This is a genomic window from Fodinibius sp. Rm-B-1B1-1 (assembly GCF_038594945.1).
Taxonomy (GTDB): domain Bacteria; phylum Bacteroidota; class Rhodothermia; order Balneolales; family Balneolaceae; genus Fodinibius; species Fodinibius alkaliphilus.
In genome coordinates, this window is the sequence record NZ_JBCFYD010000001.1 from 1,065,822 (window position 1) to 1,084,939 (window position 19,118).

A 19,118-nucleotide genomic window follows, 5' to 3' on the forward strand; every position below is an offset into this window, starting at 1 on the left:
AACCAGTTCTAATTGATAAGTCAATTCATCATGGATAAGAGATAATATCAGAAAAGTTTAATGGCTTCCATATTTCTCATTTTTTAAAAGTGGTAAAGATAGCTCCAAGGGTGGAAAAATATTTCATTTAAGAGAACTAACCCCTATACTTAGGGCCTTCCTAATACCGACAGGGAGATCAATAAACTATTGATCAGTAGCCCCTTATTATATTTAAAGCAGAAGATTAATTAACTGAGAAAAAAATGTCGACGATTATTGTAAGTGCAGGTTTGGCAATCTTAGCGTTGATTGCGTGCCTGGCAATTTATAAATCTATAACAAGCGCTGATGCAGGAAATGAACAAATGCAAAATCTTGCTGCAGATATCAGCGGTGGTGCTATGGCTTTCATCGGTCGTGAATACCGGACATTGGGTATTTTTGCAATAGTTATTGCCAGTTTGCTGTGGATTTTTGTAGGAGGATGGACGGCTCTTTGTTTTGGTATCGGGGCAACCTTTAGTGCAACGGCAGGATTTATTGGTATGAAATCTGCTACTAAAGGAAATGTTCGAACAGCCGCTGCGGCAGGAAATAGTTTGGCTGATGCGCTAAGAATCGCTTTTCGAAGCGGAGCCGTGATGGGGCTTGCTGTAGTAGGGCTTGGATTGCTGGGACTTACCGGTCTACTCTATATCGGTACCGAAACTATTGGATTAGAAGCGATTATTCTTTCCCTTTTTGGATTTAGTTTTGGTGCTTCTACCATTTCGCTCTTTAGTCGTGTTGGCGGTGGGATTTATACTAAGGCGGCCGATGTTGGAGCTGATATTGTTGGGAAAATTGAACAGGGAATTCCCGAAGATGATCCCCGAAATCCTGCTACTATCGCTGACAACGTAGGCGACAACGTAGGTGATATCGCCGGAATGGGCGCTGACCTGTACAGTAGTTATGTTGGAAGTATGATTGCTGCTATGGCACTTGGCCTTGCACTTACCGAATCACATGTATTTTTTCCCATCGCTCTTGGAGCACTTGGAATTATAGCATCTATTGCCGGAATGTTCTTGGTTCGTGCCAATGATGAGGAAACGCTGCAGAAAGTGTTACGTTACAGCTTTTTATTTGCTGCATTTGCCGTGTTGGTTGGTTCATGGTTTCTTTCGGATTATTATTTCGATAGTACTACGATGTTCTGGGTTGTATTTATGGGACTCGGTGCCGGAGTCGTTATCGAGCTGTCAACCGAATACTACACCAGTAGCCACTTTAAGCCGGTGCAAAAATTGGCTAAAGCCTCAGAAACCGGAGCCGCAACAAATATTATTGAAGGGCTTGGGCTTGGATTTATGTCTACCGGGATTCCGCTGCTCGTTATTGTGGCAGTTGCATACGGAAGTTATGTGATGGCTGATTTCTATGGTATTGCGATCTCAGCTGTTGCTATGCTGTCCACATTGGGTATTAGTTTGGCTATTGATGCGTACGGTCCGGTGGCTGATAATGCCGGTGGTATTGCCGAGATGTCGTCGCTACCATCAGAAGTGCGTGAGCGTACCGATGCCTTGGATGCAGCCGGAAATATGACTGCAGCTATTGGAAAGGGTTTTGCAATTGGAAGTGCCGGACTGACAGCGTTGGCTTTCTTTAGCGCCTATGCGTCTCGGGCAGGATTAGATGCGATCAGCCTATTGAATATTGAAGTATTGGCAGGTGTATTCTTAGGTGTGTTGATGCCGTTTATCTTTACCAGTTTAACTATGACAGCCGTAAGTCGTGCGGCGTTTGAAATGATTGAAGAAGTGCGTCGGCAGTTCAAGGAGATGCCCGGAATCCTAAAAGGAGAAACGCGTCCCGATTATCGACGATGCGTAGATATTAGTACTATTGGGGCATTGAAGCAGATGGTTGTACCCGGGTTTCTGATCATTATTCCTCCAATTATTGTGGGACTGGTGCTCGGTACGGAGTCATTGGGAGGTATGATTATCGGCGCGCTTGGAACAGCGATGTTGTTGGGTATTGCGCTCAGTAACTCTGGTGGTGCTTGGGATAACGCTAAAAAATATATTGAAACAGGGCAGCACGGTGGAAAAGGATCGGAGGCGCACTCTGCATCCGTTATTGGTGATACGGTAGGTGATCCTGCCAAAGATACCAGTGGTCCGTCGCTCAACATTCTCATTAAGCTAATGAGTATTGTAGCGCTGACATTATTGCCACTTTTCCTCTAAGGAAAATAACGTTATTTAGATACAAAAGGCCTGTTCGTTAACGAGCAGGCCTTTTTTTATTGAACTATATTTAAATCAATAATCAGCCTCGGAAAACTGCCGCCTTCCGCAAAGTCATTGTTATTAGTGAACACCGGATAGGGATATTCTCCGCTTTCATAACGTCTTCGTTTTTATTGATGGTTGCATGGTTATCATTAAAGCACGTAGCATGATCCTAAATATAGTATTGTCTAATTAGTTTGGGGGGTTATGGTTGCAAGGCCAAATAACCAATTCACAGATTACCTAATAACGAAGCCGTCTACAGGATAAATGAACTAACCTGTCCACCTTTGGCCCGCGGTTTCGCCCATTCTCTTCTTATCCTTTTGATCAGAAGCCAGTATGAAGTATTCCTGTACATGACATGAGCCACGATTTGGAAATTCAATGTAGTTACGAAGGGAGCAAGTGTTTTCTGATACGATATGGATAAAGACCTTACACTAATTACTAATTGTAAAGAATATTACCATATGGAGGGAATGTATATTCACTGATGTCGCCGAAAAATAATCTCATTGCAACCAACAATACCCGCAGTAATTAACCCGGTTACTAAGATGGTTGAAGATATAAAACTTGTGGCTAAAACTGCGCCCGCACCAGCCAGGAAAAGTATAGCTTGAGCAGTTCCCATTTTATGTGGCCGCAGATGAAATAACCAAAGCATAACGAGGAAGAAGGCAACGGGAACAGTTATTACAGTGGAAGCTACAAAATTGCTTATTGCGGTATGTGCTGAAACGTGATCAATATTGACAGCTAAACCGGCACCTACAGCCGCAACAGAAGCAAAAATAAAGTAGTGGCCGTATCCCCAGATAAAAGCTATTTTTCTGGAGTTAAGAAACTGATGAGCTGATTTTGAGAAATACAGCCACCAAAAGGAAAACAGGATAAGTAATCCGCCGGCAATTACGGACAGCAGTGCATTAAATTCTGTTCCCTGTTCATTAAGGGTTACTTGTACAGCATTGGTAGCTGCAAGCACTGATTCACCTAATACAATGATGGTTAAAAGACCGTAACGCTCTGCAATATGTCCCGGATGCCAAGGTGTTGGATCTGAATATTCAGCCCAGGCGGGGACAGCTAATTCAATACCTGCCATTATTACAAATCCCCAGACGGGCCAATAGTTTGTCGCAAACATAATGCCCCATCCAACCATCGCCACACTTATCCCAATAGCATAGCGTAAATTCGTTTTCTTGCGGTCAGGGTCGTGGAAAGCAGCTCTTACCCAAAGGCTTGCTAAAGCAACCCGCATTACAAGGTAACCAATAAATATGGTATTGAAATTTTGATTGATAAATCCCTGTTGAACGCCAGCTGCCAGAATTAAAGCTCCTGTAATTTGTACGAATGTAGCAATACGAAAGGGTAAATCATCATTGTCATAAGCCGAAGCAAACCATGTAAAATTCATCCAGGCCCACCAGATAGCAAAGAAGACCATCGAAAAACTAATAATTCCCGATACAAGGTGATTTTCTGCTATGGAATGATGTAATTGGGCGGCAGCCTGTGCTATGGCTACTACAAAACAGAGGTCAAAAAATAATTCTAAAAATGAGGCCTGACGATGCTCTTGATTAGGATCTCTTGGTTTCATCAATTGAAACCAGGTATTGCCATTAGATATATTTTGAGGTTCCATACTGATTATGAAAGGTTGTCAATTGTTTGTTGTAGTTCTTTATAATTTAACTCCTCATTATAAATGTTTCTATGGATAAAAAATGTTGGTGTAGTCTCCAACACTTTGAGTTTTGTAGCAACCTGATTCCGAAATTTGCGCTGTTTAGAATCAATATTAAACTGACTCACATCAAAATCAATTTAACCAGTACTTCCCTCTATTTCTCGGCTATTCAACTGGTTCAAGTTTTATACAATAAATCATGCATATCTCAAAACTGTCCCTGGTTTTGAGTAGCGAGAGCTTCTGCTGTCAGTAGGGGGGGCGAAGGGGAAAGTATGGAAAGTAAAATAGATATGCCCTTTTACGTTATCGTCCTCTCCAATTTTTTAAGGGTCGGATTGCCATATATTACTCTACGTTTTGACAGACTATTCTTCTATAAATTTATTCACCCAGTTATATAGCGCTTCCAGGTATTTGCCCAAATATTTTCGAGTTGCTTCATCGGTTAAATTTCCATCATCGTCAAATTTCTGATGGGCGCGAAAGACCAGTATCTCTGGTTGAGGCATGCAGTACGAATTGGTGAATTCAAAAGCCTGCCGCAGCTGACTTTGTCCCCGCGCCGATCCCGTCATGCCGGGAGAGGCCCCCAGAATGCCTACTGGTTTTTCATTGAGTGGGGCATTTTGAGTAGGACGTGAAGCCCAGTCCACAGCATTTTTGGTTACCGCTGGGACTCCATGGTTATATTCGGGAGTTGCAATCAATAGTCCATCCGCTTTGCGAATAGCTTCTTTAAATTCCGTTACTTGTTTGGGATTGCCTTGTGCTTCCACATCTGCATTGTATAGCGGAATCCCTGCAAGGTCAAAAATAGTAATATGCATTGATTTAGGGGCAAGGTCTTTTGATGCCCGCAGTACTGCTTTATTATAAGACCCTTTTCGAAGGCTGCCCGCAAATGCTAAAATCTCGATGTCTTTATTGTTCTCTGAGTCTGTCATAGGTGCAAGTGATTTAATTTGAATGACATGTTCCAATGCAGGTTAGTCCAATGTTATAAAGACAGATGTACACGGTTCATTGGGTTAAAGAATTTATTAGATGAAAAATTTAGACTATTGTATCTAAGGGAATCATGGGAAAAGGCTTCCCGCTGCCTACTAATTCTTAAGTTTCACAATAGAGGTTAAGTTGCCTATCTACTTAGTTAGAAGTAAAGCTAAATTCGTTATCAAGATATTTGTTTTAGATACTGATTGTTAATAAAGGTAACATAAATATTATTTGTGAGATTGTTGGTCCAAGGCTATAGCTTGGTTCAGTTTTTTTGATCTTGATATTCAATTTCTATAAGCGCTTCAATGGCAAATACCATAAAAAGATTTGAGGCGAGATGGTCTATTTCCCGGAGTCAAAAAGCTTTTGATAATACCATACGGGTATTTAAGTAATCTTTTTTATAATCGCCATCCTCAGATTTTTCGCAGGCTTCTATTAGATGTTGAAGCGTGATTTCAATTTGCTTATAACCATTAATAGATATTGATAAGAAATGGGGCTCTGCAATTGCATGCCAAGGGACCTCATCAAATTCTTTTGTTTTTTCATAATCAGGGGCTAAATAAAATTCCTGACTATAAAACATTTCTTTTTCTTCAGTTCCTATAAGTACTATCCAAGATTTTCGCTGATTGTATTGGAAGAATTTATCCTTACCTAACACATTTATTAATGTTCACACTTCTTATAATTGTTTATTAGTAGTGTCAGCTTGAGCAGCATGTCCAGTTACTTTTTCCTTTTTAAAGACACCAAAGTCAGGTTTTTTGTCACTTCTATAGCTATAATTTAAAAATTCCTGTCTTTTCAGAAATCTGATCTACTTCAAAATTTAAAAAGTAAAGATGATGGCCTTGAGAAAAAGGCGGAGAGAATTTTAGGGAAAGTTTATGCAGGTATTGAGTCAGAAAAGGAGGATTCAGAGATTGCTCAAAAATGAATCCTAGGTTTGCAAAATATAAAGAGAGCAGTTAGATGAGTTTAAAAAGTATAGAAGCTTTGAACAGAAGGCTATATTATCTCGAGAGTAATATAGGTTGAGCATATTTAAAATGTTTATAAAATAAATAAGTCCATACCTAATTGTAGGTCATGGACTTATAGAAAAGTACGCCCGAAAGGATTCGAACCCTTAACCTTCTGATCCGAAGTCAGACGCTCTATCCAGTTGAGCTACGGGCGCATATCGTTTTAAAAGGATTCTAAATATCTCGCTTTGGTAGACAAATTACAACCGTCAAATATCGATTAACATAAGGGTGGGGGAAGGTGTAGGAAAATTAAGTGTAACTGTTGTTCATATCTTTTTACGTGAGGAATTAGCAATTATCGAACGATTGGCGTTAATTGTTAATTCAATATGATGCCGGTGTGAATAAGAATATTAGCTATTAAAAGGTCATATTATGTATAAATATTTATCGATATTTCTCGTTGCAATTTTAATGACAGCTTGTAATGCCAATACTGATACGGAAAATGAGGAGGATAGTGTTAAACAGGAGTATAACACCGAAACGATTATCTCTGAAATTGATGTCCCTTGGGGGATGGATTGGCTGCCCAATGGTGATATGTTAGTAACGGCACGAAGCGGTGACTTATGGTTGTATAGAAATGGTAGTTTAGTTGATGAATCTATTGGCGGTGTTCCCGAAGTTTGGGCACGAGGTCAAGGCGGTTTGCTTGATGTAAATGTGCATCCCAACTACGAAGAAAACGGGTGGATATATATTACCTATTCCAATTCCGAAGGAAGTGGAGCAGGCGCAAATACGGCGCTAATGCGGGCTAAGCTTAATAATGATCGAACAGAACTCGTGGATAAGGAAGTGCTGTATAAAGCGGAGCCTAACACCGAACGTGGTCAACACTTTGGTAGTCGGATAGTATTTGATAATAATGGACACGTTTTCTTTGGGATAGGAGATCGAGGAGCTCGTAATGTTAATCCGCAGGATATAAGCCGAGACGCCGGAAAAATTTATCGGTTAAATGAAGATGGAAGTATTCCCGAAGATAATCCATTTGTAGGTGAAGATGGGGCCAAGGAAGCGATATTTGCGTATGGTAACCGTAATCCCCAAGGCATGGACTTACATCCTGAAACAGGACAGCTTTGGGAGCATGAGCACGGCCCACGGGGAGGCGATGAAATCAATATTATTGAAGCAGGTAATAACTATGGATGGCCTGAAATCTGTTTCTGTATTGATTATGATGGAACCGAAATTACCCCCGACACAGCCAAGGCAGGCATGGAGCAACCCGAGTGGTATTGGGATCCTTCCATTGCTCCTTCAGGGATGACCTTCGTAACCGGCGATAAGTTTCCCGAATGGCAGGGCGATATTTTAGTAGGCTCACTTAAGTTTGGCTATGTAATGCATGTTGATGTCGAAAATGGAGAAGTCGTTGGAGAGGAGAAGGTATTTGAAGATATCGGCCGAGTACGAAATGTGAAGCAGGGACCAGATGGCAATATCTATGTTGCTACAGAAACGGATAGTGGTGTTGTTCGTATTTCTCCAGCCAATGAATAGAGATTAAGCCTTGATATTTGATGTATTAGTACTGGCGCAAGTTTAAAGCTAGCGCCAGTTTTTATATGGGAAAGGAATAAGAAATATCTACTCTTGTACTACCTCTTGCTCTTCTAAGTTATCAACTTCTTCCACGGGGTCAAGCTTAAGATAGTCAACTAAGTCCTCTTGCATGTCATCGCGGATGCGTTCCGGGTGAGTTATCTTAGTATAAAAAACGGTGAAGTAGATAACTTTGATACCGGTAACGGTTCGTTCAAAAATGTTGCTGAAAAGCTTGCCAACCCAGAAAGCAAAAATAATGGGAACAAAGCTGAAGGCAACATCATCGCCTCCAATATCAATAGTGGAGGATGGAAATAGTTCGCTTCCAAAATATCCCAGTGCTGCGGAGATAATAAATAGGATAGTATAGGCCGGTATGGTAACATGACGTACAACTCTCCCTAAAAAATCGATGCCAAATATTCCTACCAAAGATTCAGGTACCCGCTCTTTGAGCTTTTTCATCTCTTTAACGGCTGATGTGATATCCAACTTGTCGACCGCCACCGAGGGCAACAGGTAATGGTTTGCCAGGTCCCAAACTTCTTCAAGTCCGGCGATAAAAAGGCGAATAAGCATCTTTATAATCCCGCCACCGAAAAATTTACTTTTGTTGACGAAGCTCATGAGGATGTCGATCCAGGCAATTTTTCGTATATGCCACTTTAGCTCTTTGCTGGCAGTAGTGGCCCCTTTGTAGGAGGGATCATTGCCGATAACGGTTTCATAAACAATCCAGCTCATGCGCATTTCTTGTTTGTTGTCATAAAAATGTTTGTATAAAAAGAGTAAGAATCCCAGAAAGAAGGAACCCAACGCATAACCCAGATGGTTGTACTGCCATAAAAAGAATCCGGCAAAAATGAATGTGATCATAATAGAGTGATACACGACCATCCGAATCCATGGCTTTACGATATCCTTATCTTTTCCAACAATGGTGAGGGTGCTTTTGGCAAGGTTACCCACTGATTTAAGACGTTCGGTATATGGCAGTGAATCAAATGATTGATTGGCTTTCTCAAAATCGAAACTCATATGTACCCCAGTGTTTAGTTAATTATTTATATCTCTTGATATCCAGATGAATCTAATGTTATTATTTTGTTCCTAACTAAGTTCATTCATTGTACAGATCATATGATTAACCCTCAAACTTAGCTCTTTTAATATTTTTTACAGATGATATATTTCTGCTGACAGGTAGTAAATACGAGACCATGCAACTTTTTGGCTCATATTTTGATTAAAAAGGTATAACCATAATAAAAAAGAGGGAACCATGTTTCAGTTTAGAAGGGTGTTTTTTGTATTGGGATTGGGACTGCTATTGACAGCGTGTAGTGATAGTCCGAAAGAAGATTTTATTGATCGGATGGATAAGGAGCACCAAGGGGACGCGCCTGTAGAAAATGCTGCCCAAAACCTTAGTCAATCAACTGAGGTGACGGGAGAGGAAGTCCAATATGCGACTGTAAATGGTCAGGAGATAACCGGCTATCTTGCAAAGAGCGATAAAGGTACAGCATTGCCCGGTATTATTGTGATCCACGAGTGGTGGGGATTGAATGATAATATTCGCATGATGACAGACAAGCTGGCCGGAGAAGGATATACAGCTTTGGCAGTGGATTTATACAAGGGGAAGGTGGCTGAATCGCCAGATAGCGCGGGGACGTTTGCACGATCTGTAAATGATGATGAGGCAGTCGATAATCTGACCCAGGCATATGGCTTTTTGATGGAGAAAGAGGGTGCCAATAATATTGGTGTCATTGGCTGGTGCTTTGGCGGGGCATGGTCGTTGCAAACGGCACTTACTCATCCTGATAAAATTGATGCTACGGTAATTTATTATGGTCGGTTAGTTACCGATACCGAGCAACTGAAGAAGTTACAAATGCCGGTTTTGGGCATCTTTGGTGAAGAGGATGAAGGGATTCCTGTTGAGCAGGTCAAAGAATTTGAGTCGGCTTTGAATGAGGTTGATGTAGAAAATAATATCCATATTTATGAAGGAGCGGATCATGCTTTTGCCAATCCATCCGGAACACGCTACAACAAACAGGTGGCCGAAGATGCGTGGGATAAAACGATTCGTTTTTTCGAAGATAATTTAAAGTAAATTAAAAAATTTTGATTGGGGTATAGATTTCCGAGTCCCGATAGTAAGTATAACCCACACAGGGGTGAGAGTCCTGTGTGGGCTAATACTATACTTCTTTTAGTTATTTTTCCATTCTCCATCAAAGACAATATTATCGAGCTTTTTGCGCTTACGCGGGGAGGTTTCTTGTTGTTGAAGCTTTTCATCTAAGGATTCTGGATTGCCCTTATGGCCAATCGCAAACATGGTTTTGGGGGTAATGTTCTCAGGGAGATCATATATATTTTTAGCTCGCTCGGGAGAGATTCCGGCCATTTGGTGTACATAAAGATCGTGTCGGGTAGCCTCGAAGGTTAGGTGGGCGATAGCTTGTCCCAAATCATGTGCGGCATGGGGATTCTCACGGCCATCCAAATCAAAAGTGGTTTTAGTAAGAGCCAGAACTAAAACGGGGGCTCCTTTTGCCCAACCTTCATTAAATTCATTCATCACGGATGCCAGTTTGCTATAGGCCTCTTGATCTTCCTTGCGTGCAACGATAAAGCGCCAGGGTTGTTCATTGTAGGATGAGGGGGCCCAGCGTGCGGCTTCAAAAAGTTGGGTCAATATATCATCATCGATTGGCTTTTCTGAGAATACACGGGGGCTCCATCGTTTTTGAAGGAGTTCGTGAATAGGGTATTCTGTATCGGCTAATTTTGTAGGTTGTTCTTCTGTAGGTTGCATATAGTTGGTTTATCGCTTGTTATTAGTTTAATGTTGAACTAATTAACAAGGTCGTTTTGGTTATAATTCCATTGATTTTTGAATGGTTAATCTTTTAAAAGCATTCCTTTAGTGAGTATTAATCAGAAAATATTTGAGCTATGAGTCAAAAGGTAGAAATTTTAGAGATTGAAGAGGTTACCCACAATGTAAGAGCGTATACTTTTGAAAAACCCGATGGCTACTCTTTTACGCCGGGACAGGCTACAGAGGTTGCTATTGATAAAGAAGGGTGGCGCGACGAAAAGCGTCCTTTTACATTCACCAGCCTGCCAGATGATGATTACTTGCAATTTGTGATCAAGAGCTATCCTGATCATAATGGTGTTACTGAGCAAATTGGTTCGCTTGAAGAGGGGGATCAATTTATTATTGATGATGCCTGGGGTGCAATTGAATATACAGGTGAAGGCGTTTTTCTGGCAGGTGGAGCCGGGGTGACGCCATTTATTGCTATTCTCCGGAATCTCTATGATAAGGACGAGATCGAATCAAATATGCTCATCTTTTCAAATAAGACAGAGAATGATATTATCCTGAGGGAAGAATTTGAAGAGATGTTGGGCGATCAGTTTATCAATGTGATTACGGATGAACCTACCGATGAGCATATTTTTCTGGATGGATTTATTGACAAGCAATTTTTGGCTGAGCAGATCGATGATTTTGATCAGCCGTTTTATGTGTGCGGCCCTCCTGCTTTCAATGATGCGATGATCAAATATTTAAAAGAATTGGGAGCCGATCCCGATGCGTTGGTGTTTGAAGAATAATACGGGGGAATTTTTTGAGTTTTGGAAGATAAACGATATCCTGTCAAACTCTGTTTAAACCATGAAGTAATTCCAAACCAAAGTATTTGTAAATTATGAAGTTAGTTGATCCTAACGGTAACGAAGTCACAAGTAAAGAGAATGCCGATGCCAAAGAGCTGGAAAAGCAGATGTCTAATAAGATTGAGTCGCTGCTGGAACCAGTAATGAATAAGATTAAGTTGTCCGGCGCGCAAGTTCCCCAGCAACAGCTGATGCAATTAAGTTCTGCAGCACAGCAAATGTTGCACAACCGAATGATTTATAACCTGTTACAAAAGGTGGGCATTGAGGATCTCGACGAAGTGCTTTCCGAAGATGATGTTGAGGAACTTTCTACCTCACTAAAGAACCAGGTAAAAATGGTTGACGGTGATGAAGCGCAAAATGCTCAGCAGCAGATGAAGCAGAAAATGCAAGAGATGCAGCAACAGCAGCAACAGAACAATCCAGATAATTAAGCTGCAAACTCATGTCACCCTGAACTCGTTTCAGGGTCTGTTATGAGAACAGATGCTTAGAAATACTGAGGAAAGTTCAGTACATAATTTAGCATGACAAAGTATTGGTGTTCGTCCGACTGCTAAACCAGCAGTTGGACGAAATTCTAAAGTATCAGCATGGCGTCGCCGAAGGAGTAAAAACGATATTCCTCATCGATGGCATGCTGATATATTTTTTTCATTTCATCATAGCCGGTAAAGGCGGCTACCAACATCAGCAAAGTACTTTTGGGCAGGTGAAAGTTCGTGATGAGTGCATCAGTAGCCTTGAATTGAAAACCGGGGCGAATAAAAATATCCGTATCCATTTTTGTGGCTGTAAACTGCTGATGTTCTCGGAGTGATGATTCCAGAACACGTACGCTGGTAGTTCCTACCGCTGTAATATGTTCAGCCTTATTTAGTTGGTCAGCAGTTTCTTTAGTGATTTTAAACCATTCCGAATGCATGGTGTGGTCATCAATGCTATCAGCTTTGACTGGTGCGAACGTCCCAAGTCCTACATGTAGCGTTACTTCGGCTTGGTTGATACCTTGCTTTTCAAGCGTCTCCAGCAACTCATCTGTAAAATGAAGTCCGGCAGTGGGTGCAGCTTTGCTTCCCAGATCATCCGCATACACCGTTTGGTACTTTTCTGATAACGATTCGTTCTGTTCTATGTAGGGTGGAAAAGGGGTATGTTTGTGTTTGTTGTAAACAGGATTGTTAAGGGCGGGTGTTAGTTTTAACGTTCGCAAACCCTCTTCATCGATATCCAATACTTCGGCTGAAATGTTTTCCGTAAGTTGAAGCGTTCTTCCTTTTTTAAATTTCTTGCCGGGCCGTACCATTGCTTTAACCGTGGTGTTGTTGGCGGCATTGAGGACAAAGATTTCTTTTTTGCCCTCATCAAAAAGCAGGCGGCATTTTTCTACTTTACTGTTGTTAACAACCAGTGTGGTATTTTCTGGAAGGTAATCTGAAATATTATAAAAGCGATCGTCGGTGATAGTGCCCGTGGCACTATCATATACAAGCAGTCGGGAATGATCTCGGGGATCAGCCGGTTGCTGGGCGATAAATTCATCGGGGAGATCGTAATCAAAATCGGAAAGGGTATAGCTCATTTGGAAATATTTTGGCCGTAGAATTACACGGATTATTTTTCACGGCTAAAGATAAGGAAAAATAATGGGTTTCAAGAGTTAGAGACGTAGTAAATATCTCCTCTCAGTACTCACCACTTTTATCAAATGGTATTTCCAGCTGTTCGAAGATGCCTTTTTCATTAAGGTTTAGATTCGATAGCGTGATGCCGAGCAGGCGGACTTTTCGTTCCCCCACCTTAGTTTCTTCAAGTAGGGAAATAGCGGTGTCGGCAATATCTTTAGCTTCATCAATATAGTGGCTAAAAGAGGTACTTCTGGTGATGGTTTCAAAGTCATCGTACCGTACCTTAAGCGTAACCGTTTTACCAGCCGCATTTTTGGATTTCATATTTTTTGAAATCTTTTCGGACAGTTCGCGCAAAAAATTATTGATCCAACCCAGGTCGTCAACATCATCAGAAAAAGTACGCTCCTTGCCAATGGATTTTCGGATTCGATGCGTTTTAACTTTACGGTTGTCAATGCCCCGAACAATGCGGTAGTAATAGCGTCCTGTTTTACCAAATTCATTGACGAGTTCAATTTCTGACCATTCCTTAAGATCCTTGCCGGTGTGAATGCCCAGCGATTTCATTTTTGATTCAGTTGCTTCTCCAATCCCATAAAATTCTCCTATTTCTAATTTTTCCAGGAAGTCTTCAGCATCTTCAGGTAAAATTACCGCAAGTCCATTGGGTTTATCGAGATCTGATGCCACCTTGGCCAGAAATTTATTATGAGCTACCCCGGCCGAAGCGGTAAGGCGTGTTTTTTCTTTGATGCGCTTGCGGATTTTTTTAGCGATCAGTGTTGCTGAGGGTAAGTTAATATGATTCTCGGTTACGTCGAGGTATGCCTCATCCAGTGAAAGAGGCTCAACGAGATCCGTAAATTCAAAGAAGATTTCACGAATCTGTTCCGAAACTTTTCGGTAGACTTCAAAACGTGGTTTTACAAAAATGGCATTCGGACATAATCGGATGGCTTTTGCTGCTGGCATGGCAGAATGAACGCCATACTTACGTACCTCGTAGCTGGCTGCTGCAACTACGCCGCGTCCTTCGGGAGATCCTCCCACAATGAGCGGTTTACCGCGGTATTCAGGAAAATCGCGCTGCTCCACCGATGCATAAAAGGCATCCATGTCGATGTGGATTATTTTTCGGATATCGGCGTTGGTCATTGGTGGAGATAAATCAGTTACTGTAAGATATTACAGTTAGGCAAGTAATTATAAAAATAGGTTCCAAAATCGGTTAAAAAAGTATATTTTTTGTCCAATTCATTTTAAACTAAAATAATTTGATGCGATGGAAGAATTAAATGGAACCATGATTTTCTGGTTTATTGCACTTGGTTTGGTGGCTGGGGCAATTGTTAAGGTGAGTATCTGGAAACAGGGAGTCGAGCTTCTTCCCAATCTTGGTTTCGGAGTAGCTGGTTCGGTAGTGATTGGGAGTATGGCCATAGTTATTGGCATGCCCGGAAGTTTGGCGTTTTCTTTTTTAGGCAGCTTAGCAGTACTGTTTATTTTGAATGTTTTTTATCTGCAGTCTGAGGAGCAACATGCCTGATCTCTGGAGTTGTTTTACGAACTATGAGTATTTTCTGTAAGCGATTGGATTCTTTTCCAAATTTTACTTAATTGGAAACAGGGATTGTGATGAGTTGTATGGGGTTCTGGTTTCGGCCAGAACCCTTTTCTATTTGTAGTTATTGTAACTTATGATTTTACGGGTCGTGTAAAAACGTAAGTTACGACCATATAGAAATAGTTATGAGTAGTGATCAAGACCGTTCTCTCGAAGAGCTGAAAAGGTTAAACAAACAGTTCGACCAGCAGTTATCTGAGTTCAAAAAGTCGAAAAGCAGAAAACAAACCACATCCTGGAAAAGATTCTTTGTAAAGTTTCTGCTGCTTATTATGGGGCTGTTCTTACCATTCATTATTCTTGTCAGAACATCCGTCTATTTTTACCAGGATTATCAGGCTAATGGTTGGTTAGCTTTGGGGATAGGTTGTTCGGCAACAGTATTGTTGTTGATGGTTTATGGGGGCACTTTCATTTATAGGTTTGGGATAGGTAAAAGGGCGTTTCGCTTGTTTTCTCAGGGGATATTGGTATTGGTTGTTGCGTATGCCTTTTATGGGATGATGTACTATTCAAGCCTTAATACCAAAACGGATGAGATACATTCTTACTATCGGTCCTTGCATCCAATTATACGTGTGGCGTTAACCACGGTAACATTAGCTAACAGTGATATGATTGTTACAGATATCCAACGGGTTCCCGAAGATTACGACCGGATGGGCCTGCCTGAAAATGAGCAATCTTTGCATTATGTACAGTCTTCAGGTTATGTGCATGCTGTTGATTTGCGCACAAAGGGAAGGGCTGAATGGCAAAACAATATACTTCGTTTAACATTTAGGATGTTAGGCCTATCTACCATTCGACATTATGGAACGGCCGATCATCTGCATGTATATTTATCTGTGCATAAATAAACTTTCTTGGGCTGTTTTAAAATATTTGCTTTACATTATACGTACAAATGTAAACTAAGGAAAAGAGAGGGGGGCAGGCATTCTTATGAAAAAGAAATCGACATATTCGATTTGGTTAGAACCCACTGGTGATGTTGCGTATAATTATAAGCAGCGAATAAAAAAATTGAGCGAAAAACATGGAACCCCAAAATTTTCGCCCCATATAACGCTGGTAGGGGGACTTGAAGCAACAAATGCAGAATTGGTCCCATTGATAGATACATTGGCATCATCCGTAACACCATTTAGCCTTACTCTTACTAAGGCCGGATATTTAAACACTTTTTATCAAGCACTTTTTATTCATATTGCAGAAAACGAACAGCTTTTAAATTTGCGAAAAAATGCTTGCCAGCTATTCGATTGTAACAAAAATGAGGAGTATATGCCTCATTTAAGCTTGCTTTATGGAGAATTATCCTCAAAAGAGAAAGAGGTGATTCTTAATAACATAGGGCGGGAATTTTATACTGATTTTATGGTGAAAAAGGTTGTTCTGATGAATACAGATGGAACACCCCCAAGGTGGAGAAAAGTTCATACATCAATGTTTAAACAGGCAGAATAAAATGTTGACACTCTGTAATAATATTGCGATTGTCGATCATAACATGAATGGATAACAGCAGCTTTTTTCATTATTAAGAAGGTATTTTCGTATGTCAGATTATGAATTTTTTGATCAGGTAAATAAAGGGTTCGATCGTGCCGCTAAGTATTCCGAATATGATCAGGGACTATTAGATCAGATAAAAATATGTAATAACGTTTATCACATTACATTTCCGCTTGAGCGTGACGATGGATCTATAAAGGTGATACATGGATGGCGGGTAGAGCACAGTCACCATAAGTTGCCAACCAAGGGAGGTATTCGGTTTAGCACGACTGTGAATGAAGATGAAACTATGGCATTGGCAGCATTGATGACCTACAAATGTGCCGTGGTTGATGTTCCCTTTGGAGGTGCAAAAGGCGGGATTAAAATTGAGAGATCGGAATATTCGGATGCGGAAATTGAACGTATTACGCGTCGTTATACGTATGAGTTGATCAAGAAGGATTTCTTAGGTCCGGGATCGGATGTGCCGGCTCCAGATTATGGTACGGGCGCTCGTGAGATGGGATGGGTTCTCGATACCTACCGCCAGTTAAAATCTGATATTAATGCCGAAGCATGTGTAACGGGTAAGCCGATTCCCCAAGGCGGGGTGCGCGGACGTACCGAAGCTACTGGACGTGGCGTTTATTTTGGGGTTCGAGAAGCGTGCCAGAATAAAGAAGATATGAAAGAGCTGGGGCTTGAACCCGGTTTGGAAGGCAAGACATTTGTTATTCAAGGGCTTGGAAATGTTGGTTATCATGCCGCTCAAAATATGATTCAGGGTGGAGCTGTTTTGGTAGGTGTTGCTGAAATTGAGGGCTCAATTTATGATTCAGGTGGTATCGATCTTGAGGCTCTAATGGAGTACCGCGATGAAACGGGTTCCATTATGGGATTTAATGATACTAAGGCATTTGAAGATAATACCGCTGTATTAAAGGCGGAATGCGATATTTTGATTCCAGCAGCGCTCGAAAATCAGTTGCATGCCGATAATGCTCCTGATATTAAAGCAAAAATAATTGGTGAAGCAGCCAACGGACCTACAACTGACGAAGCACATAATATTCTCAAAGAAAAAGGTGCCCTCATTATTCCGGATAGTTATCTCAATGCCGGTGGTGTTACGGTCTCGTACTTTGAATGGCTGAAAAACCTATCGCATGTTCGCTTTGGTCGTATGGAAAAACGCTTTGAAGAAAGTAGCTATCGCAAGATATTGAATGTTATTGAAAACATATCTGACCGAACCTTTACGGAGGAGGAGATGGGCGTCTTAGCTCAAGGGGCTGACGAAAAAGACCTCGTTGATTCGGGATTGGAGGAGACAATGATTAATGCCTATAACGAACTTAATGAACTACGCAAAAGGCACGATATTGATCTTAGAACAGCAGCCTTTTTAAGTGCTATCGATAAAGTGGGTATCATCTATAACCAGATGGGTATTTTTCCATAATTGATAGTACTTTAGTACCCTCAGGTTTGGATTAATTACTGTTATGAGTTCGTTCACCCTTATCATGTTTGTGGTACCGATCCTGATTATCGGTTTATCCATCGTATTATCTTATCGAATAAAATTTAGTGACGATGGATGAAACGCAGGCCATTTCGCTGGCGGTAGATGAGTATGCCGTCGGGGCTTTTATCGGATATCTGGTGTTATTATTTGGCATCGGTATTTATTCATCCCGTTTTTCGTCTGAGGGAATCAGCGAATTTTTTATTGGCGGACGCCAGATGAACCGATTTGTTGTAGCCCTGTCGGCTGTGGTCTCGGGTCGGAGTGCCTGGCTTTTGGTAGGGGTAACCGGCATGGCGTATGCCCAGGGTGCCACAGCAGTATGGGCGGTGATGGGGTATGTCATCGTTGAACTGTTTCTTTTTCTGTATTACGCAAGGCGACTCCGAAACTTTTCTGAGGCCTATAACTGTATTACGGTACCTGACTTTTTTGCCGAGCGATTTAATGATAAAAACGGCTACCTACGCATTGCACTTGTAGTAGTATTCTTGATTTTTATGATCAGCTACGTGTCGGCGCAGTTTGTGGCCGGTGGAAAAGCATTTGCATCCAGCTTTGGCCTAACGCAAACCAATGGTGTTATTCTCACCGCCGTAATTATTATGGGATATACGGTTCTGGGTGGATTTTTAGCGGTGAGCCTTACCGATATGTTCCAGGCTATATTTATGGTGTTTGCGCTGGTGGTTCTTCCCTTTATTGCAATTTGGGATGCTGGAGGTCTCTCGCAGGTATTATCACAGTTGGGCAGTATGGAAGCCGGGTTTGTCGATCCATTAGCCATTGGATTTGGTGGGTTACTTGGTTTCCTGGGGATTGGTTTAGGGTCACCGGGTAACCCTCATATTCTGTCTCGTTATATGTCTATTGATGATCCCAAGCAGCTACGGTGGTCAGCAGTTATTGGTACCATCTGGAATGTGTTGATGGGATGGGGCGCTATATTTATTGGATTGGCAGGCCGCGTTTATTTTCCCGAAGCAGAACTATTACCAGCTGCGGACACAGAAAATCTCTATCCTGCTTTAGCACAACAGCATTTGCATCCCGTAATTTTTGGAGTGGTAGTTGCTTCCATTTTTGCGGCCATTATGTCCACGGCCGATTCGCAGCTGTTAGTTGCAGCTTCATCAGTTGTCCGGGATTTGTATGACAAGATCATTAAAAAGGGACAGCAGATTACGCAGCAGAAATTAGTGCTTTATAGCCGTATCGTTGTGGTTGTGCTTGTAGCAATATCGCTACTATTTAGCTTGATTGCCCAAGAGTTGGTCTTTTGGCTCGTACTTTTTGCATGGGCAGGGTTAGGTGCTGCTATTGGTCCCACGTCAATTCTCGCGCTGTATTGGAGGGGGACCACACGCAAAGGCATTTTTGCAGGCTTGATTACGGGGACGTTGGTAACCATTGGGTGGTATTATGTGCCGGTGTTAAAGGATAACCTGTATGAATTGATACCCGCTTTTGTATTAAGCTTATTTGCTACGTGGGCTGTAAGTCGATTTACCCAGAAGCCATCAAATATTGAAGAGGTATTTGTAGAGTTTGATAAGTAG

17 protein-coding genes and 1 tRNA gene are annotated in these 19,118 nt (G+C 41.5%); 10 read left to right on the forward strand and 8 right to left on the reverse strand.

Going from position 1 to position 19,118, the window contains the following annotated elements:
* The first annotated feature begins 245 nt into the window (after positions 1 to 245).
* Complete coding sequence (locus AAFH98_RS04900; RefSeq protein ID WP_342521568.1) at positions 246 to 2,219, forward strand: sodium-translocating pyrophosphatase; 1,974 nt, start codon at positions 246 to 248, stop codon at positions 2,217 to 2,219.
* 535 nt (positions 2,220 to 2,754) lie between these two features.
* Here the strand turns inward: AAFH98_RS04900 and AAFH98_RS04905 are convergent.
* From AAFH98_RS04905 to AAFH98_RS04920, 4 genes are all read right to left on the reverse strand, one after another.
* A complete protein-coding gene (locus tag AAFH98_RS04905; RefSeq protein ID WP_342521569.1) occupies positions 2,755 to 3,924 on the reverse strand; it encodes a low temperature requirement protein A in 1,170 nt (389 codons plus the stop codon).
* Between the two features lie 413 nt (positions 3,925 to 4,337).
* On the reverse strand, positions 4,338 to 4,916 hold the full coding sequence (locus tag AAFH98_RS04910) for an NADPH-dependent FMN reductase (RefSeq protein WP_342521570.1): 579 nt from the start codon (positions 4,914 to 4,916) through the stop codon (positions 4,338 to 4,340).
* Between the two features lie 410 nt (positions 4,917 to 5,326).
* Positions 5,327 to 5,638 (reverse strand): hypothetical protein, encoded by a 312-nt coding sequence (locus tag AAFH98_RS04915; RefSeq protein ID WP_342521571.1) that lies wholly within the window; start codon positions 5,636 to 5,638, stop codon positions 5,327 to 5,329.
* Positions 5,639 to 6,083: 445 nt separating this feature from the next.
* Positions 6,084 to 6,157 (reverse strand) — tRNA-Arg (locus AAFH98_RS04920).
* 223 nt (positions 6,158 to 6,380) lie between these two features.
* On the opposite strand from AAFH98_RS04920, the gene AAFH98_RS04925 reads away from it, so the two are divergent.
* Entirely contained in the window at positions 6,381 to 7,517 is a 1,137-nt protein-coding gene (locus tag AAFH98_RS04925) for a PQQ-dependent sugar dehydrogenase (protein WP_342521572.1), read from the forward strand.
* Positions 7,518 to 7,604: 87 nt separating this feature from the next.
* Here the strand turns inward: AAFH98_RS04925 and AAFH98_RS04930 are convergent, their stop codons facing one another.
* On the reverse strand, positions 7,605 to 8,600 hold the full coding sequence (locus AAFH98_RS04930) for a hypothetical protein (protein ID WP_342521573.1): 996 nt from the start codon (positions 8,598 to 8,600) through the stop codon (positions 7,605 to 7,607).
* 244 nt (positions 8,601 to 8,844) lie between these two features.
* Here AAFH98_RS04930 and AAFH98_RS04935 point away from each other — a divergent pair, with 244 nt between their 5' ends.
* Positions 8,845 to 9,687, forward strand: a complete 843-nt coding sequence (locus AAFH98_RS04935; RefSeq protein ID WP_342521574.1) for a dienelactone hydrolase family protein — start codon at positions 8,845 to 8,847, stop codon at positions 9,685 to 9,687.
* 99 nt (positions 9,688 to 9,786) lie between these two features.
* On the opposite strand, the gene AAFH98_RS04940 is transcribed toward AAFH98_RS04935, so the two are convergent.
* Positions 9,787 to 10,395, reverse strand: a complete 609-nt coding sequence (locus tag AAFH98_RS04940; RefSeq protein WP_342521575.1) for a nitroreductase family protein — start codon at positions 10,393 to 10,395, stop codon at positions 9,787 to 9,789.
* A gap of 140 nt (positions 10,396 to 10,535) precedes the next feature.
* Here AAFH98_RS04940 and AAFH98_RS04945 point away from each other — a divergent pair, with 140 nt between their 5' ends.
* Both AAFH98_RS04945 and AAFH98_RS04950 read left to right on the forward strand, forming a co-directional pair.
* Positions 10,536 to 11,207 carry an FAD-binding oxidoreductase gene (locus AAFH98_RS04945; protein WP_342521576.1) on the forward strand — a complete coding sequence of 224 codons (672 nt, stop codon included), beginning with the start codon at positions 10,536 to 10,538 and terminating at the stop codon, positions 11,205 to 11,207.
* Between the two features lie 95 nt (positions 11,208 to 11,302).
* Entirely contained in the window at positions 11,303 to 11,707 is a 405-nt protein-coding gene (locus tag AAFH98_RS04950) for a hypothetical protein (RefSeq protein WP_342521577.1), read from the forward strand.
* 146 nt (positions 11,708 to 11,853) lie between these two features.
* Here the strand turns inward: AAFH98_RS04950 and queA are convergent, their stop codons facing one another.
* Positions 11,854 to 12,855 carry a tRNA preQ1(34) S-adenosylmethionine ribosyltransferase-isomerase QueA gene (gene queA, locus AAFH98_RS04955; RefSeq protein ID WP_342521578.1) on the reverse strand — a complete coding sequence of 334 codons (1,002 nt, stop codon included), beginning with the start codon at positions 12,853 to 12,855 and terminating at the stop codon, positions 11,854 to 11,856.
* A gap of 103 nt (positions 12,856 to 12,958) precedes the next feature.
* Positions 12,959 to 14,059: a DNA polymerase IV gene (dinB, locus tag AAFH98_RS04960; protein ID WP_342521579.1), complete on the reverse strand. Its 1,101-nt coding sequence runs from the start codon at positions 14,057 to 14,059 to the stop codon at positions 12,959 to 12,961.
* A 127-nt stretch (positions 14,060 to 14,186) separates the two neighbouring features.
* Between dinB and AAFH98_RS04965 the strand changes: the two genes are divergently transcribed.
* The 5 genes from AAFH98_RS04965 (at position 14,187) to AAFH98_RS04985 (ending at position 19,118) form a co-directional block, all read left to right on the forward strand.
* Entirely contained in the window at positions 14,187 to 14,450 is a 264-nt protein-coding gene (locus AAFH98_RS04965) for a hypothetical protein (protein ID WP_342521580.1), read from the forward strand.
* Between the two features lie 203 nt (positions 14,451 to 14,653).
* Complete coding sequence (locus tag AAFH98_RS04970; protein ID WP_342521581.1) at positions 14,654 to 15,388, forward strand: hypothetical protein; 735 nt, start codon at positions 14,654 to 14,656, stop codon at positions 15,386 to 15,388.
* A gap of 85 nt (positions 15,389 to 15,473) precedes the next feature.
* The gene (locus AAFH98_RS04975; protein WP_342521582.1) at positions 15,474 to 15,998 is read left to right on the forward strand and encodes a 2'-5' RNA ligase family protein; all 525 of its coding nucleotides are present in this window, start codon (positions 15,474 to 15,476) and stop codon (positions 15,996 to 15,998) included.
* Between the two features lie 91 nt (positions 15,999 to 16,089).
* On the forward strand, positions 16,090 to 17,493 hold the full coding sequence (locus tag AAFH98_RS04980) for a Glu/Leu/Phe/Val family dehydrogenase (RefSeq protein ID WP_342521583.1): 1,404 nt from the start codon (positions 16,090 to 16,092) through the stop codon (positions 17,491 to 17,493).
* 134 nt (positions 17,494 to 17,627) lie between these two features.
* A complete protein-coding gene (locus AAFH98_RS04985) occupies positions 17,628 to 19,118 on the forward strand; it encodes a sodium/proline symporter (protein WP_342521584.1) in 1,491 nt (496 codons plus the stop codon).

What these genes read in the sequence shown, in the direction of transcription:
- AAFH98_RS04900 (WP_342521568.1), top strand. Translation starts at nt 246, where the DNA reads ATGTCGACGATTATTGTAAGTGCAGGTTTGGCAATCTTAGCGTTGATT.
- AAFH98_RS04910 (WP_342521570.1), bottom strand. Translation starts at nt 4,916, where the DNA reads ATGACAGACTCAGAGAACAATAAAGACATCGAGATTTTAGCATTTGCG.
- AAFH98_RS04980 (WP_342521583.1), top strand. Translation starts at nt 16,090, where the DNA reads ATGTCAGATTATGAATTTTTTGATCAGGTAAATAAAGGGTTCGATCGT.
- AAFH98_RS04905 (WP_342521569.1), bottom strand. Translation starts at nt 3,924, where the DNA reads ATGGAACCTCAAAATATATCTAATGGCAATACCTGGTTTCAATTGATG.
- AAFH98_RS04945 (WP_342521576.1), top strand. Translation starts at nt 10,536, where the DNA reads ATGAGTCAAAAGGTAGAAATTTTAGAGATTGAAGAGGTTACCCACAAT.
- AAFH98_RS04940 (WP_342521575.1), bottom strand. Translation starts at nt 10,395, where the DNA reads ATGCAACCTACAGAAGAACAACCTACAAAATTAGCCGATACAGAATAC.
- AAFH98_RS04935 (WP_342521574.1), top strand. Translation starts at nt 8,845, where the DNA reads ATGTTTCAGTTTAGAAGGGTGTTTTTTGTATTGGGATTGGGACTGCTA.
- AAFH98_RS04930 (WP_342521573.1), bottom strand. Translation starts at nt 8,600, where the DNA reads ATGAGTTTCGATTTTGAGAAAGCCAATCAATCATTTGATTCACTGCCA.
- AAFH98_RS04950 (WP_342521577.1), top strand. Translation starts at nt 11,303, where the DNA reads ATGAAGTTAGTTGATCCTAACGGTAACGAAGTCACAAGTAAAGAGAAT.
- AAFH98_RS04925 (WP_342521572.1), top strand. Translation starts at nt 6,381, where the DNA reads ATGTATAAATATTTATCGATATTTCTCGTTGCAATTTTAATGACAGCT.
- dinB (WP_342521579.1), bottom strand. Translation starts at nt 14,059, where the DNA reads ATGACCAACGCCGATATCCGAAAAATAATCCACATCGACATGGATGCC.
- AAFH98_RS04985 (WP_342521584.1), top strand. Translation starts at nt 17,628, where the DNA reads ATGGATGAAACGCAGGCCATTTCGCTGGCGGTAGATGAGTATGCCGTC.
- AAFH98_RS04965 (WP_342521580.1), top strand. Translation starts at nt 14,187, where the DNA reads ATGGAAGAATTAAATGGAACCATGATTTTCTGGTTTATTGCACTTGGT.
- queA (WP_342521578.1), bottom strand. Translation starts at nt 12,855, where the DNA reads ATGAGCTATACCCTTTCCGATTTTGATTACGATCTCCCCGATGAATTT.
- AAFH98_RS04975 (WP_342521582.1), top strand. Translation starts at nt 15,474, where the DNA reads ATGAAAAAGAAATCGACATATTCGATTTGGTTAGAACCCACTGGTGAT.
- AAFH98_RS04970 (WP_342521581.1), top strand. Translation starts at nt 14,654, where the DNA reads ATGAGTAGTGATCAAGACCGTTCTCTCGAAGAGCTGAAAAGGTTAAAC.